The 12,642-nt window shown below is 48.4% G+C and carries 18 protein-coding genes; 5 read left to right on the top strand and 13 right to left on the bottom strand.

Features of this window, described 5'->3' with window-relative positions; translation table 11 throughout:
- Window positions 1–55 precede the first annotated feature (55 nt).
- Complete coding sequence (locus KNO98_RS13190) at window positions 56–664, top strand: TetR/AcrR family transcriptional regulator (protein ID WP_214701291.1); 609 nt, start codon at window positions 56–58, stop codon at window positions 662–664.
- Window positions 665–695: 31 nt separating this feature from the next.
- Here KNO98_RS13190 and KNO98_RS13185 read toward each other — a convergent pair whose 3' ends face one another.
- Window positions 696–1,079 carry a hypothetical protein gene (locus KNO98_RS13185; protein ID WP_214701290.1) on the bottom strand — a complete coding sequence of 128 codons (384 nt, stop codon included), beginning with the start codon at window positions 1,077–1,079 and terminating at the stop codon, window positions 696–698.
- Between the two features lie 197 nt (window positions 1,080–1,276).
- On the opposite strand from KNO98_RS13185, the gene KNO98_RS13180 reads away from it, so the two are divergent.
- From KNO98_RS13180 to KNO98_RS13170, 3 genes are all read left to right on the top strand, one after another.
- On the top strand, window positions 1,277–2,773 hold the full coding sequence (locus tag KNO98_RS13180; protein ID WP_214701288.1) for a phytoene desaturase family protein: 1,497 nt from the start codon (window positions 1,277–1,279) through the stop codon (window positions 2,771–2,773).
- Between the two features lie 113 nt (window positions 2,774–2,886).
- Window positions 2,887–3,612 (top strand): hypothetical protein, encoded by a 726-nt coding sequence (locus KNO98_RS13175; RefSeq protein WP_214701286.1) that lies wholly within the window; start codon window positions 2,887–2,889, stop codon window positions 3,610–3,612.
- Window positions 3,613–3,621: 9 nt separating this feature from the next.
- Entirely contained in the window at window positions 3,622–4,350 is a 729-nt protein-coding gene (locus KNO98_RS13170; RefSeq protein ID WP_214701284.1) for an ATP-binding cassette domain-containing protein, read from the top strand.
- Between the two features lie 120 nt (window positions 4,351–4,470).
- Here KNO98_RS13170 and KNO98_RS13165 read toward each other — a convergent pair whose 3' ends face one another.
- The 12 genes from KNO98_RS13165 to KNO98_RS13110 all read right to left on the bottom strand — a co-directional run bounded on the left by KNO98_RS13165 (window position 4,471) and on the right by KNO98_RS13110 (window position 11,273).
- Complete coding sequence (locus tag KNO98_RS13165; protein WP_214701282.1) at window positions 4,471–4,935, bottom strand: hypothetical protein; 465 nt, start codon at window positions 4,933–4,935, stop codon at window positions 4,471–4,473.
- Window positions 4,935–5,417 (bottom strand): hypothetical protein, encoded by a 483-nt coding sequence (locus KNO98_RS13160; protein WP_214701280.1) that lies wholly within the window; start codon window positions 5,415–5,417, stop codon window positions 4,935–4,937. The genes KNO98_RS13165 and KNO98_RS13160 overlap by 1 nt, the downstream gene beginning before the upstream one ends.
- Window positions 5,418–5,474: 57 nt before the next feature.
- Window positions 5,475–5,945, bottom strand: coding sequence for a hypothetical protein (locus KNO98_RS13155; RefSeq protein ID WP_214701278.1), 471 nt, complete (start codon window positions 5,943–5,945; stop codon window positions 5,475–5,477).
- A gap of 316 nt (window positions 5,946–6,261) precedes the next feature.
- On the bottom strand, window positions 6,262–6,735 hold the full coding sequence (locus tag KNO98_RS13150) for a DMT family transporter (protein WP_214701276.1): 474 nt from the start codon (window positions 6,733–6,735) through the stop codon (window positions 6,262–6,264).
- 12 nt (window positions 6,736–6,747) lie between these two features.
- The gene (locus KNO98_RS13145) at window positions 6,748–7,407 is read right to left on the bottom strand and encodes a Crp/Fnr family transcriptional regulator (RefSeq protein WP_214701274.1); all 660 of its coding nucleotides are present in this window, start codon (window positions 7,405–7,407) and stop codon (window positions 6,748–6,750) included.
- 12 nt (window positions 7,408–7,419) lie between these two features.
- The gene (locus tag KNO98_RS13140; protein WP_214701273.1) at window positions 7,420–7,845 is read right to left on the bottom strand and encodes a DMT family transporter; all 426 of its coding nucleotides are present in this window, start codon (window positions 7,843–7,845) and stop codon (window positions 7,420–7,422) included.
- A 12-nt stretch (window positions 7,846–7,857) separates the two neighbouring features.
- Window positions 7,858–8,832, bottom strand: coding sequence for a DMT family transporter (locus tag KNO98_RS13135; RefSeq protein WP_214701272.1), 975 nt, complete (start codon window positions 8,830–8,832; stop codon window positions 7,858–7,860).
- Between the two features lie 67 nt (window positions 8,833–8,899).
- Window positions 8,900–9,382: a hypothetical protein gene (locus KNO98_RS13130; RefSeq protein ID WP_214701271.1), complete on the bottom strand. Its 483-nt coding sequence runs from the start codon at window positions 9,380–9,382 to the stop codon at window positions 8,900–8,902.
- The gene (locus KNO98_RS13125; RefSeq protein WP_214701270.1) at window positions 9,357–9,842 is read right to left on the bottom strand and encodes a hypothetical protein; all 486 of its coding nucleotides are present in this window, start codon (window positions 9,840–9,842) and stop codon (window positions 9,357–9,359) included. Before KNO98_RS13125 ends, KNO98_RS13130 begins: the two co-directional genes overlap by 26 nt.
- Entirely contained in the window at window positions 9,839–10,342 is a 504-nt protein-coding gene (locus tag KNO98_RS13120; protein WP_214701269.1) for a hypothetical protein, read from the bottom strand. Before KNO98_RS13120 ends, KNO98_RS13125 begins: the two co-directional genes overlap by 4 nt.
- A 9-nt stretch (window positions 10,343–10,351) precedes the next feature.
- The gene (locus KNO98_RS13115; RefSeq protein ID WP_214701268.1) at window positions 10,352–10,810 is read right to left on the bottom strand and encodes a hypothetical protein; all 459 of its coding nucleotides are present in this window, start codon (window positions 10,808–10,810) and stop codon (window positions 10,352–10,354) included.
- 13 nt (window positions 10,811–10,823) lie between these two features.
- A complete protein-coding gene (locus KNO98_RS13110; RefSeq protein WP_214701266.1) occupies window positions 10,824–11,273 on the bottom strand; it encodes a hypothetical protein in 450 nt (149 codons plus the stop codon).
- Window positions 11,274–11,435: 162 nt separating this feature from the next.
- Here KNO98_RS13110 and KNO98_RS13105 point away from each other — a divergent pair, with 162 nt between their 5' ends.
- Window positions 11,436–12,641: an MFS transporter gene (locus KNO98_RS13105; RefSeq protein ID WP_214701264.1), complete on the top strand. Its 1,206-nt coding sequence runs from the start codon at window positions 11,436–11,438 to the stop codon at window positions 12,639–12,641.
- Window position 12,642: the final 1 nt, after the last annotated feature.

Below are 12,642 nucleotides of genomic sequence, written 5' to 3'. Positions count from 1 at the left end.
CGTGTCGGTTTTCCAACAGATGAACACGATATGTTGAAGAAAAGAGGGAAAATGTATGGAGCAGACTGATTTACGCGTTATCCGGACGAAGAAACTTATTAAAGATGCCTTTTTCAGTCTCATTGAAGAACAGGGTTTCGAAGCCGTCACCGTCAAACAATTGACCGAACGAGCCGGCATCAATCGAGGGACGTTTTATAGCCATTATGTGGACAAGTTCGAGTTGATGGAGAAATGCATCAACGAAATCTTTGAAGAGGCCGAACAGAAGTTGATTCATCATCTCCCCCACATCTTTGGAGACGAGCGGACCGACAACTCGTACCATTACCTTGTCCCGTTCATCCGCTTCATCGAAGACAATCAAGTCATCATGAAGCCGCTGCTTGGACCAAATGGAGACCCGACGTTTCAGGCGAAGCTTCGAAAATTTATGCAGGCGGCCTTGTTTCAGCGCTCCTCGGTAACCTTGTTTGATCCCGACAAGATGATGGTCCCGCCCCCATATCTCGTCGCCTACCTCTCTTCGGCACACATGGGCGTCATCTACGAGTGGTTGAACAATCCGTCCGCAGAAGAGACAGCGGAAGATATCGCCCGCATCATCTATACGATCACGTTTGAAGGACCGCTCGTCGCCGGCGGTGTGAAGTCACACGAATGAAGCCTCTCGCTATTTTTGCGAGAGGCTTTGTTTATGAGACGCGAACATGCACGTGCACGTTCCCATGTTCTTCAGTTGTCGTCTGGTAAGCATTTTGTACTGCTTCTAGATCATGCCACGCAATGCGGTATGACTTGCCTCGCATCCCTTCAAACTCGAAGGCGAGATGTTGTAAATCCGACATACCTAGGATACGGTCAAACGGTCTATCTGGACCATCCCATTTCAGTTGGTTTGCTGAGTCCTTTAACCTAAGATCGAGTCCATGCATCACTTTTTCTTTGATCAACTGACCATCCGCCGTAATACGCATCCCGTCTTGAATATCATGCATCCGACACGATTCGATATCATCAAACGGGATGGTGATTTCATCTCCGTTCGCAAAGTGAATTGTGATTGTTTTTACGATCATCGTACATTCCTACCTTCATCTAGACTCCGTCCTATGCTTCTAGCCTAACTATACAAAACTTTTGTCTGTTCAGGGATGACATCTTTGTGGATGTGGCAAAACCGTAAAAGCATGTTCGTTTCATTTAGAAACGGGAATAGAAGAGATAGCACTCATTCTGTTTTTTGAAAATAACACTTTGGAAAGGCGGCGAATATATGCCATCAGTGGACAAGTCGGTCATCGTGATCGGCGGAGGGCTCGGCGGATTGTCAGCGGCCATCTCACTTGCTCAAAAAGGATATGATGTTTCCCTTTATGAAAAGAACGACCACATCGGAGGAAAAGTGAATCGTCTCGAACAAGACGGATTCGGTTTCGACCTCGGACCCTCGATTTTAACGATGCCCCACATCTTCGACAAATTGTTCCGCGGAAGCGGGAAACGGATGGAAGACTACGTCTCCATCAAACGACTTGAGCTCGAATGGCGCTCGTTCTTCCCAGACGATACCGTCCTCGACCTCTATCATGACCTCGAACAGATGCAGCGGGCAAACCCTTCCCTTTCTCGAATAGACATACAAGAATATCGTGAACTATTGAATTATGCAGCCCGCATCTACAAGACGACCGAGAAGGGTTACCTGGCCGAAGGGTTCGAATCACCTTTAGAAGCGGTCCTGAAGACAGGCATCTTCCCGACCCTGTTCGGATTCGATTTGACGTCAACGATGTATAGCGCAATCAAGAAGCGCATCAGCAATCCACATCTCCGCGACATGCTGTCGTATTACGTCAAATATGTCGGGTCATCTCCGTATAACGCACCCGCCGTCTTGAATATGATGATTTACATGCAGTACGCCCAAGGCTGTTGGTATGTCGAAGGCGGGACCCACAAGCTTGCGGAAGGCTTGACGAAGCTCGCCGAAGAGATCGGTGTGAAGCTACATACCGGTCAGGGCGTCGTTCGTGCCCATACGGTGAACCAGAAAATGACCGCCATCGAACTTGAAGACGGACGACTTCGCTCCGCTGATTATTTCGTCTCGAATATGGAAGTCATCCCGTTCTATCAGAAGATGGTCGACGCGGATGAACAGTACGTCGACAAACTCATTTCTAAATACGAACCGGCGAGCTCTGGATTTGTCCTTCATCTCGGGGTGAAGAAAGCCTATCCCCAGCTGGCCCATCATAACTTCTTCTTCTCTGAAAACTTACGTGAACAGATGGATAAGGTGTTCGAGAAGCATGAATTGCCGGATGACCCAACGATTTACCTCGTGAACGTCAACAAGACCGACCCGACCCAGGCACCGCCAGGACATGAGAATATCAAAATCTTGCCACACATCCCGTATATCCAAGATGTGCCGTTCACCGAAGAAGAGTACGCCGCTTTTGAAGAGCGTGTGCTCGATAAGTTGGAACGAATGGGTCTCGATGGTCTGCGTGAACATACCGTGACACGCGACGTGTGGACGCCTCACGATATCGAGCGGACGTATGGATCGGACCGCGGAGCCATTTACGGAACGGTCGCCGACAAGAATCGAAACGGTGGCTTCAAGCATAAAAAACAGAGCGAACTCTATCACAACCTCTATTTCGTCGGCGGGACCGTCAACCCGGGCGGTGGCATGCCGATGGTCACGTTGAGCGGCCAGCAAGTGAGCGACAAGATTGCGAAACGCGACAAAGTGAAATGATTTTCTTCTATCCCTCATTCGCTATGAGGGATTATTTTTTGAAACTTTTTCCAATCAACTTCCGTATATTGTGCTACGATACAAACAATCAAACATACAAGCGGAGGAACAGGATGCATCAAATCACAAGCTATTTCTTTATGTATGCCAAAGTTGTCGTCACCGATAAGGTTCCATTCATCTGGACGCTCGGGATCCCACTCATAATCGCCTTGACGCAGTCGTTTTCAGATATTCACCAAGCAACGACAGCGGAATACTACCCAGGGCTCTCTTATTTCTGGGTGTATATCATTCTTGCTACATATGTGAACGGTGTCGGCATCGAACTCGCTCGCATGCGTGAATACGGACTGATGAAAACGTACGTGATGATTTCAGGAAACAAACTGACATATGTCATCGCCGTCATCTTGGCGCAATTCTTATTCGCCTCGATCAGCTTACTCTTATTCACAACGGTCGTCACGCTCGTTCATGGCTTTTTCTCGTTCAAGTTGATTGCAACGTCTCTACTCGTATTAATCGGGAGTATCCCGTTCGCGGTTGCCAGTGTCGCCATCACGGCACTGCCGGTGAAAGTGTCGAGTCTCGGGACGTTCGCGAACATTCTGATGTTTCCGCTCTTTTTATTGGCAATCAACTCACCTGATCAATGGTTCAGCTTTCTCAACCCGTTCTATGCGCTCCATGAATTCGCGCTCGGGTTGCTGCACCTGACGACTCAAGTCGACCTCTCGTTCGGAGTGTGGGCGACATTCCTTTCTGTACTCGGTTACTTCATCATCGGTGCGATTGCGTTGAAACGCTTCAGTCTCGTCTCACTCATCACACGCTAGGAGGTTCTTATGCACGTACATCAGCTCACTTATCGCTACCCGAAAGCGACACGTCCTGTTCTCGACGGCGTCTCGTTCACACTACAGCCGAATAAGCTGAACGTTTTGATCGGACAAAACGGTGCCGGAAAGACGACACTGTTTGATTGTATGACCGGGGCACTTCCGGTCGACAAAGCATCACTCGAACTCGTTCCGACGACGGATATGCTCTATTTAACGCAACTCATGTATAACCATCACGAATTGACAGGCAAAGACTTCGCCTATTTCATCGGACGTCTGTCGCAGCGCCCCGACTTCAAGAAACTCGAGTCTTATGTGAACAACCTCTCAACGTCCCGAGAACAAGAACTGTTCGAACATCTATGGAAGATGAAACTCGGGAAGATGTCGGTCGGGGAGAAGAAATGGCTCTTCGTGACGCTATTGTCTTCCATCAAGCGTTCCCTCTATTTATTTGACGAGCCGACGAGTGGGGTCGATCCGGCGTCCCGCATTCAAATCATGCGTCGCCTACAGCGACTCGTCGACGAGGGCAAGATATGTCTCATCTCGACACATCAGTTACACGACTTGGCTCAACTCGATGCCCATGTCATCTTCCTGCATGGCGGATGCATTTTATATGAAGGGGACTTCCAAGACTGGCTTAAAGAATCTGGAACGACCGACCCGGATGAAGCGTTCGTTCGCATGGTCGACACGCCGTTTGACGATGTGGCGGCGACACGATGAATGACTCGTTTTGGGAACGACACCGGTTTATATTCTATACAATCGGTATGGTCGTCTGCGGCATTCTCATTTCCATGAACTCAAAAAAAAATCAGCTCTGACGTGTGTCAGGGCTGATTTTTATTGTTCACGATGTGCGCGTCGTAACTCTCGATTCGTCACATGCTCCGGATCCGCTTCACGCAGTTTACGGTCCATCGACACGTACAAGATGAGAAGCGGAATGATGCCAATCAATACGACACCGAGTAGTTCCTGCATCGAATCCAACACGAACCACGTGAGGAAGGTGAATACACCAAGTGATCCAAACATGGCGACGATGATTCGAAATTCTCGACGAACGAGGCGTTGGTATTCCTCGTCTTCGTTAAACGTACGTAGCAACTTCATCCGTCGCCACGCTTGATAGAGCATCGGCAGTTGGGTCACGAGGAAAGAGAAGGCAACCGTCGTCACCGTGACACCTTTTATGACTGAAACGACTAGAAATAAAAACAGGCCGCTTATGCCAAACATCGCGCTGACCCCTTGCGCGTCGAGATCCTGTTCGACCATTTTTGGGAGACGCTCTTGTTTATTCATCACGCTTCACTTTTTCGTTTTTTCCGTTGCAACTGGACATGACCGAGTTCGACACCCGTCACGTGTAACGGATCGATTTCTTTTAACTTGCGGTCGAAGCGAACACTTAAAATCAACAAGCTTAGGATTCCGATAAAAGCTGCGATGATGAACGTAAGTAATGTAATCCATTCAAGCTCTACACTAGCAATCAGTATGAGAAGCAGGAGCGGCTGAGTAAATTTAGATGCAAACTCGGAACGCACGAGTTGTTGGTAACGTGTGTTCTCATTAAATGAAAGGAGTAACTTTTTGCGATGCCAAGCGTGATACAGGAGCGGAACTTGTCCAACGATTATCATCGGTAATAACAAGAGGATGTCTGTCTTCCAAAAATATAAAAAGAAGAGTAACATGACGCCAACTAAGGGAATCACCATTTGTCTCTTTCGTTTCTCATCATCCTTCAACATCTGTTCTAGTCTGACTTCATGGTCTACCATCGAATCCCCCTATGTGTTGTAGTTATTTTGATTTACGAAACCTATTCTCGATCAGTTTCATCCCTTACGCTTCTCCCGATTCATCAATCCCAACAAACTCTCCACGACATGCTCGTCATCAACCTTTAGAATATTCCAGTCGACCCATGACTCGAGAATGAGACAACTCGCAATCAGCGTCGCACAGCCGAGGCTTAACGTATCTAGCGATATGTACTTCAGTGCATAGAGCGCCAACATCGACATGACACCAATCAAGAGAATAAATTGAATCATACCCTTCAGATAAATAAAGCGCTGGTACGTGGATGAGTCATTGAATTGTAAAAACAACTGGATTTTATGCCACGTCGCTACCAGAAGCGGCATGAGCATCGCCGCACAAAAGATGAACAGGGACAGGCTCATCCTTGAATCGTTGAACAATAACCAAAGCGCTGTCACTACACCGATGATGATTACTAATAGCGGACCCTTTTTAGTCCATGCTTTGTCGTACAAGTATTCTATTCGTTCTTCACGCAACATCCACTACACCCCCAAAAGTAAAATTCATCCAGTTATCTTTATATCTGTATCTTAACAATCTACAAGCAAACTTTCGAGGTTTTCCCATTAAAAAGGAAAAAACACCTGACGATTGTCAGATGCTGATTAATTTAAGTCTCGGCGAAGGAGTCGGATTAAAAAGACTCCAATCATTGTCAACAATCCTAGATTCAAGATTGCCCATGCCATGTCCATCACTTGTAGCATATGATTACCCCTTCCATCCTGTTCTTCTAAATTATACGTGTCTTTATTAAAAAAGATTCGTTCATAATGTGGAACTTCTTTTTAAGATTTAACTCGCACGGTTAATCGACTTGCGAGTTTGTTGTACCTTTCCGCTCAACTGAAACACGAGTACCCCACCGACGATCAACACAATCCCGACGACTGTCTTCCATGTGAACGGGACGGCCGTCAATCCGAACCAACCTAACGTATCCCAGAGGAGGGCGAATAAGATTTGAGACACCATGACAATCGAGATGGCGTAACTCGGTCCGAGTCGCTCGACACCTTGCGTCACACTCATGACGACCCCGACGCCGAGGATTCCGCTGAACCAAAACCACGCCTCCATCTCCTCTACTCGGAACAAGGCACCACCTTCTTGGAATAGACCGATGAGTAGCGATGCCAAAAATCCGAGCCCGAGAACGAGGGTCGTCGTCGCCCATGCGCCGACACGCTTCTTGACGTTGGCGTTAAAGGTGTTTTGAACACATACGAGCATCCCACCGATGACAGCAAGCATCATTCCAATCGCCATGATTCTCCCCTCCTATTCATAAATACTCTCCCCGACAATCTCCAACAAGCCCTCCCGATCAACGAGCGTGATCAACCGACGATTTCGTTCGATCAAGCCTGCTTCGACGAAACGCCGAAGCGTCCGGTTCACATGACGATAACTCGTACCAATCAAATCAGCGATATCCGTCAATTGGTCGACGGTCGAGCCGAGTGTTTGGTCATTTGGCGTCATCGATAACAGATAACTCGCCAGGCGCACTTCGACAGGGTAAAACAAGTTGAAGCTAAGTGATTGTGATTTCCGTTCAAATTTTCGTGTGATTTCTTCTAACAAATAATATAACCAGGCGACTTCTTCATACGCGTGATGCATTAAATCCTCAAATCGAATGACGAGCATTTCGACTTCTGTGACGGCCTCGACCGTATTCAAAAACGGGGTCCGTTGAATATATTCGATGTCCCCGATCAAGTCGAGCGGATATTTGAAGGAGAGGACGAGGCGCTTGCCGGTAGCCGAAGTAAGGGAGACGCGAATCTTCCCCTTCACTAAGAAACGGAGATGTTCCGCTTCATCACCCTGCGTACAGATGACGTCTCCAGGCTCGTATCGGACGAGCTGCAATTCGTTTTGCGCTGCTTCTGGTAAGACAGTCAATTCAAATTGCTTCACATACGCATCAACCATGCACGTTTCCTCCTACCATTTTAATAACATGACACCCGCAATCATCATGAACACACCGAATAACTGCATCCCGTTCAAGTTCCGACGCACCATCCCGAACCAGCCGCGCCAGTCGATGACGAGTGCGAGCGCCAACTGCGCGATGAGAAACAACGAGATTGTCATCGTAACCCCGAGTTTATGAACGGCCGTCATATTACTGAACAAGATAAGTGCCGCGAACGCCCCACCCGATAAATAGAGCGGCTTCACGTGCCGCATCTCGATATACGTACGGTCGCGTAACGCCAACATGACGAGGAGCGCGACGATAAATCCAGTGAACTGTGTCAACGTCGCCGCTTGCCACGTCCCAATTTGCGAACTAATTCGAGCATTAGCGACACTTTGCAACGTGAGAAAGAATCCCCCACTCATGGCGAACAGCACTCCTCGCATCGTTCTCCCCCCTTAAGATAAACGAATCAATACAATTCCAATGACCATGACAACCAGACTGACGAGTTGCACCCCGGTGACCGGATTTTTCTTCGCGCCGAACCAACCGAAGCGGTCGATAAGCAAGCTACCGCATAACAGTCCGACAATGACGATGATGACAGCGATCCCTGTCCCGACAATCGGTACGATGAGGACGTTTCCTCCGATGAAGAGCGCCCCAATGATTCCACCGAGCCAAATCCACCACGGTTGACCTTTCAGTTGACCAAGCGGAACGGGTTGGCGTGAGACGAGTAGAATGAGCAAGAGCGCCATCGTTCCGACAACGAAAGAGACCAATGCTCCTTTCAGTGACGATTCGAGCACTGTTCCCAAATAGCCGTTAATGGCCGTTTGCGTAGCACTCATCATTCCGGTAAAAATCCCGAACAATCTCCAAAGGTTCAGATTCCCCGTGTCTGTTTCCATCGAGACGACCAGCTTGCCTCTTCGGCGCTTGAGCCAGTCGGATAAAGCGACCGTTCCGATGACACCAAGTAAAACGAGCACGACCCCGAACAAGCGTAACGCCGTGATTGGATGCTCAACGGAGTTGAACCAACCAAAGTGGTCAATCAACAACCCCATCAAAATCTGCCCAAAGATCGGCATGATGACCGTTTGGACACTTCCGAGCCTCGGGAACAACAAGATATTCCCCGTTAGAAATAAAACACCTAACAGTCCACCAATCCACATCCAACCCGGACCTTCCTGAATCACCGAGCCGTCAAATCCGAATGACTGTCCGGTCAATAAGAGCAATAGGGACAAAAAGATCGTCCCGACCGTAAACGATAAAAAGGATGCAACGAACGGGGAGCCGACCACCTGACGCAAACGTGAGTTGACACTCGTCTGCATCGGCAATAAAATCCCAATCGTCAATCCAATCAAAATAGCTAACATGAATGTCTTCCTCGATTCTTCTAGTTCTGTATACATTGTCAGCTTACGCCTCCGTGCCGAAGAAGAAAAGGACCGATGTCCTCAAACAAAAAACGAACCCTTCTCAGTTGTTCGTTTTGGACTCATGGAAGCGTCGATCGCGCGCTTCGCGCAATTCTTTCCCACGTACATGATGCGCATCGAGCGTATGCAAGTGTCGATTGATGACATACGGTGCCAGAATCGACATCACACCGATCCCAAACAACCCAGCAATCGCGACGACGGGCGACAACGAGTCGGCATAATAGGCAGCCAACAAGCAGATGGTTAACACGAAGCAGAGCCACTGGATCCCAAAGTCTGTATACACTAGACGTTGATAACGCGCATCCTCGTTAAAGGTCAGGAGCAGTTTTGTCTTCCGCCACTCGAAACAGAGATATGGGAAAAAACTGATGAAGACGAGGAGCGGAGGATAGAGTTTAGACTGCGTGGCAATCACGAGCGTCATCACGACGGTTGCGATGGCGACGCCCCACCCCCAACGCCAATGACTGTCATCCTGCTCCAGCAACTGCTCAATTCGCTTTTCTTTCGTCAGCATATGTACTCCTTTCATACGAGCGGTAGTGCTTCGTCACCTCATCTCGTGTCGGTTGCTCCGAGTCGGCTTGTCGCAATTGTTGGACGGTCTGATAGTGCGTCCATGCTAACACGACGATACCTAGACCGATGATGACCCACGCGACGGACGCAATCTGGAGACGACTGAAGAGAATCGCCCCTGTGACCGCTCCAATCCAGTAAGAATAGAGGCGATATAAGCGTTTTGTCAGCAGGATGCCTCGACCCGCCGTGAAAATCTGTACGACACGCCCTTCCTTGATTGTCAGTCCTATGAGTAGGAGTGCCGTGAGGACCGAACCGATTCCCCATATCCACCATGTGTCAAAACCGAGCACAAAACTGTTACAAAAAATAAAGGCTCCCGTGAGCCAAAGATGGAGGGTTTGTCGCGACTGCCGATATCCTCCGATTACTTGAATCCGTTCTTTATTTGTCATGACTGCTTACGACCTTTCCTTGAAATATCATCTAACGTATGTTTCAAACGTTCCCGATTTGCCCGGGTCCATTCGCCAGATGTAATGTGGTGCTCATCAAGCGCGGACTGTTTTCGGTCAATCCAAAGCGGAATCAATATGAGACACGGACCGCCGATGAGAAGCGTCCAACTCATCCACGGTAAGATATCGATTCCGTTGAAATGCAACCCAATCAAAATCATGAACCAGATCAAACTGCTCAACATGACAGAAAAATCGATACGTAATAGACGATGATAGCGTGTCGATTCGTTGAAGGATTGCTGCAGTTTCATCTTGTGCCATTCAAGCCATGTCGTATAGAGAAGTGCGACACCTGGTAGGAGAATGCTATACGGACTCCATGTCGAAAGAAAATAGATGGATACGCCTAGCATGATTACGCTCACGATGATATTGAGATGAGTATTTCGTTTCTCAAACTGTTCAATCTGTTGAAGTCGCTCTGCTTTGTCCACGGTATCACCTCAGTCTTTCACGAAGTCGAGTTTGATTTCGCGGCGCATTGGCTGTTCTTCGTCATACTGCGGCATCTGTCGGTCGAGCATTTTCTGTGCGAGATGCAATAAGATGACTCCGCTTAAGAAGACGACGAATAGCGACCAGACCGGCCAGTTGATTAGGACGATTAATGGGAAGAGAATAGCTAATAAGACGAGAAGCCCCATTTCCGATACATATTGCCAGTCGATGATGCGCTTGGCTTGTTCCACATCAGTCAACTTTCTGACGAAGCGACGCTCTCGTCCGATGGCGAACAGCATGCCCACTAATGTAACTCCTAATGGAATTGTATACTTTGACGCACCGTCAGACTGAAGTGCAAGAAAGACGAACATCCCAGTAAGACCTGCCAGTCCCATTCTCCAAAAGAGCCAACGCTGTTGATAACGATAAATCGTATTGATTCGTTCTTGTTTGTTCATCTCATTCATCCTTTCAGAATCGTCGAATCTCGCGACGTGTCGGTTGTTCTGGGTCGAGCCAGCGAATTTGTTGATCGAGCTTCTCTTGAGCCCATAAGATATAAAGCAATGCCCCACCGATGAGAACCGCAGGAATCCAAGACCATTCCATGATTCGAATGGCTAGCGGATTGACGAGTCCGAGCAACGCGATGAAGAGGAAGTCCAGGTGATACTGCAGTGTCACAACACGTTTCACCTGTTCCTGGTCCGACAATTGTCCGATTGCGTCCGCTTCATTTGAGAAGAAGTGACGAGTCGCAAGCAACACCCCGCCGATGATGGGGAACCCGATCCAGATGTTCCCGTCCGTCCGCATTAAGAAGTAGACCGCAAGAGCAGCCGGAATTGCTAGAAAGAGTCGTTGTAAAAGTCGCTTTCGATTTGATTGTTTGATTGTATGTAATCGTTCTTGCTTATTCATCTTGATTCACCTCTTATTCCACTATACGGGATGAGCATGAGAAAAGTTCCGTTATTTTACATTTTCGTACCAAAGTCATGCTTCTTGACGTTATAACCTTCTCGCTTTATAGTTTAGTTAACTTAACTATATTTTGAAGAATGAAAGTAAGAGGTTATTAACATGGGTTTATTGAACAATTCCCGATTTATATTTACCTGGTTATCAGGAATGACGCTCACGCTCGGGTTTTCGATTTTCTTCTTGAGCGTCTCATGGTTGACCATCGATGTGTTGAAGCAACCGGCACTTCTCGGGATTATCTTGACGGCGGTCTCGTTGCCGCGTGTCGTCATGATGGTATTCGGCGGTGTGTTCGCCGACCGATTCCAAAAGAGTCGCTTGTTGTGCTTAACGAATATCGGGCAAGGTGTGTTGATGTTAATTGTCGTTTCGCTCCATTTTGCTGATGCGTATTCGGTGACAGCCCTCTTGATTATCTCCGTATTGTTTGGTCTTTTAGACGGCATGTCATACCCGGCACTGTCATCGCTTATACCTTCAATCGTATCAGGTCAACAGTTGCAACGGGCGAACTCCCTTTTCCAAGGGTCACTCGAGTTGATGTTCGTCATCGGCCCATTCCTTGCAGGGATCCTACTGACGTGGGGAAGTTTTGGTCTCAGTTTCGGGATGTCGGCTGTGTTGATTTTTCTCTCCGCGATTTTGATTATGCCACGGCTGATTCAAGACAACATTCCCGAGGTCGCCCCACTCTCAGCGAAAGATGTACTCGTTGATTTGAAAGAGGGCATTCGTTACGTATCGCAGACACCTGTGTTACGCAGTGGGACGTTCGCGATCGCCATCGTCAACTTGTTCGTCATGGGACCACTCATCATGAGTATCCCGATTCTCGTTGGCTCGGTCGGAGGGACAGCTTTTGATTTGAGTATGATTGAAGGCGGTCTCGCCGTCGGGACGTTCGTCGCAAGCTTCCTGATTCTATTCCTGCGGTCGGTTCATCGTGGACGCTTCGTCTTCCACGCACTGTTTCTGACACTCGGCGCGTTCTTCCTCTACACGCAGGTTCAATCGATTCCGCTTCTCGCCGTCGCGGCCTCTATGAGCGGATTTATGATCATGCTCGTCTACTTGCCGACCGTCACCATCATGCAGGAACAAAGCGACTCTGACAAAATCGGTCGTGTCATGAGCATCATGTCACTCGCCGCTTCTGGCCTGGAACCGATCGCGTTCGCCATCTTATCGGTTCTCGTTGCCTTGGCTGTCCCGATTCAAACGCTCTTGCTGGCGTTTGGTATAATCGGATTAGTGTGTGGTGTCCTCTTATATCTCCGGAGCGAAACGTTCCGGCGGACACGGTAAA

This window comes from Exiguobacterium sp. s57 (assembly GCF_018617685.1).
Taxonomy (GTDB): Bacteria; Bacillota; Bacilli; order Exiguobacteriales; family Exiguobacteriaceae; genus Exiguobacterium; species Exiguobacterium marinum.
This window is presented reverse-complemented; position numbering and strand designations above follow the sequence as displayed.

Excerpts from the sequence above, each read along its gene's own strand:
- KNO98_RS13190 (WP_214701291.1), top strand. The coding sequence starts at position 56 with ATGGAGCAGACTGATTTACGCGTTATCCGGACGAAGAAACTTATTAAA.
- KNO98_RS13185 (WP_214701290.1), bottom strand. The coding sequence starts at position 1,079 with ATGATCGTAAAAACAATCACAATTCACTTTGCGAACGGAGATGAAATC.
- KNO98_RS13180 (WP_214701288.1), top strand. The coding sequence starts at position 1,277 with ATGCCATCAGTGGACAAGTCGGTCATCGTGATCGGCGGAGGGCTCGGC.
- KNO98_RS13175 (WP_214701286.1), top strand. The coding sequence starts at position 2,887 with ATGCATCAAATCACAAGCTATTTCTTTATGTATGCCAAAGTTGTCGTC.
- KNO98_RS13170 (WP_214701284.1), top strand. The coding sequence starts at position 3,622 with ATGCACGTACATCAGCTCACTTATCGCTACCCGAAAGCGACACGTCCT.
- KNO98_RS13165 (WP_214701282.1), bottom strand. The coding sequence starts at position 4,935 with ATGAATAAACAAGAGCGTCTCCCAAAAATGGTCGAACAGGATCTCGAC.
- KNO98_RS13160 (WP_214701280.1), bottom strand. The coding sequence starts at position 5,417 with ATGGTAGACCATGAAGTCAGACTAGAACAGATGTTGAAGGATGATGAG.
- KNO98_RS13155 (WP_214701278.1), bottom strand. The coding sequence starts at position 5,945 with ATGTTGCGTGAAGAACGAATAGAATACTTGTACGACAAAGCATGGACT.
- KNO98_RS13150 (WP_214701276.1), bottom strand. The coding sequence starts at position 6,735 with ATGGCGATTGGAATGATGCTTGCTGTCATCGGTGGGATGCTCGTATGT.
- KNO98_RS13145 (WP_214701274.1), bottom strand. The coding sequence starts at position 7,407 with ATGGTTGATGCGTATGTGAAGCAATTTGAATTGACTGTCTTACCAGAA.
- KNO98_RS13140 (WP_214701273.1), bottom strand. The coding sequence starts at position 7,845 with ATGCGAGGAGTGCTGTTCGCCATGAGTGGGGGATTCTTTCTCACGTTG.
- KNO98_RS13135 (WP_214701272.1), bottom strand. The coding sequence starts at position 8,832 with ATGTATACAGAACTAGAAGAATCGAGGAAGACATTCATGTTAGCTATT.
- KNO98_RS13130 (WP_214701271.1), bottom strand. The coding sequence starts at position 9,382 with ATGCTGACGAAAGAAAAGCGAATTGAGCAGTTGCTGGAGCAGGATGAC.
- KNO98_RS13125 (WP_214701270.1), bottom strand. The coding sequence starts at position 9,842 with ATGACAAATAAAGAACGGATTCAAGTAATCGGAGGATATCGGCAGTCG.
- KNO98_RS13115 (WP_214701268.1), bottom strand. The coding sequence starts at position 10,810 with ATGAACAAACAAGAACGAATCAATACGATTTATCGTTATCAACAGCGT.
- KNO98_RS13110 (WP_214701266.1), bottom strand. The coding sequence starts at position 11,273 with ATGAATAAGCAAGAACGATTACATACAATCAAACAATCAAATCGAAAG.
- KNO98_RS13105 (WP_214701264.1), top strand. The coding sequence starts at position 11,436 with ATGGGTTTATTGAACAATTCCCGATTTATATTTACCTGGTTATCAGGA.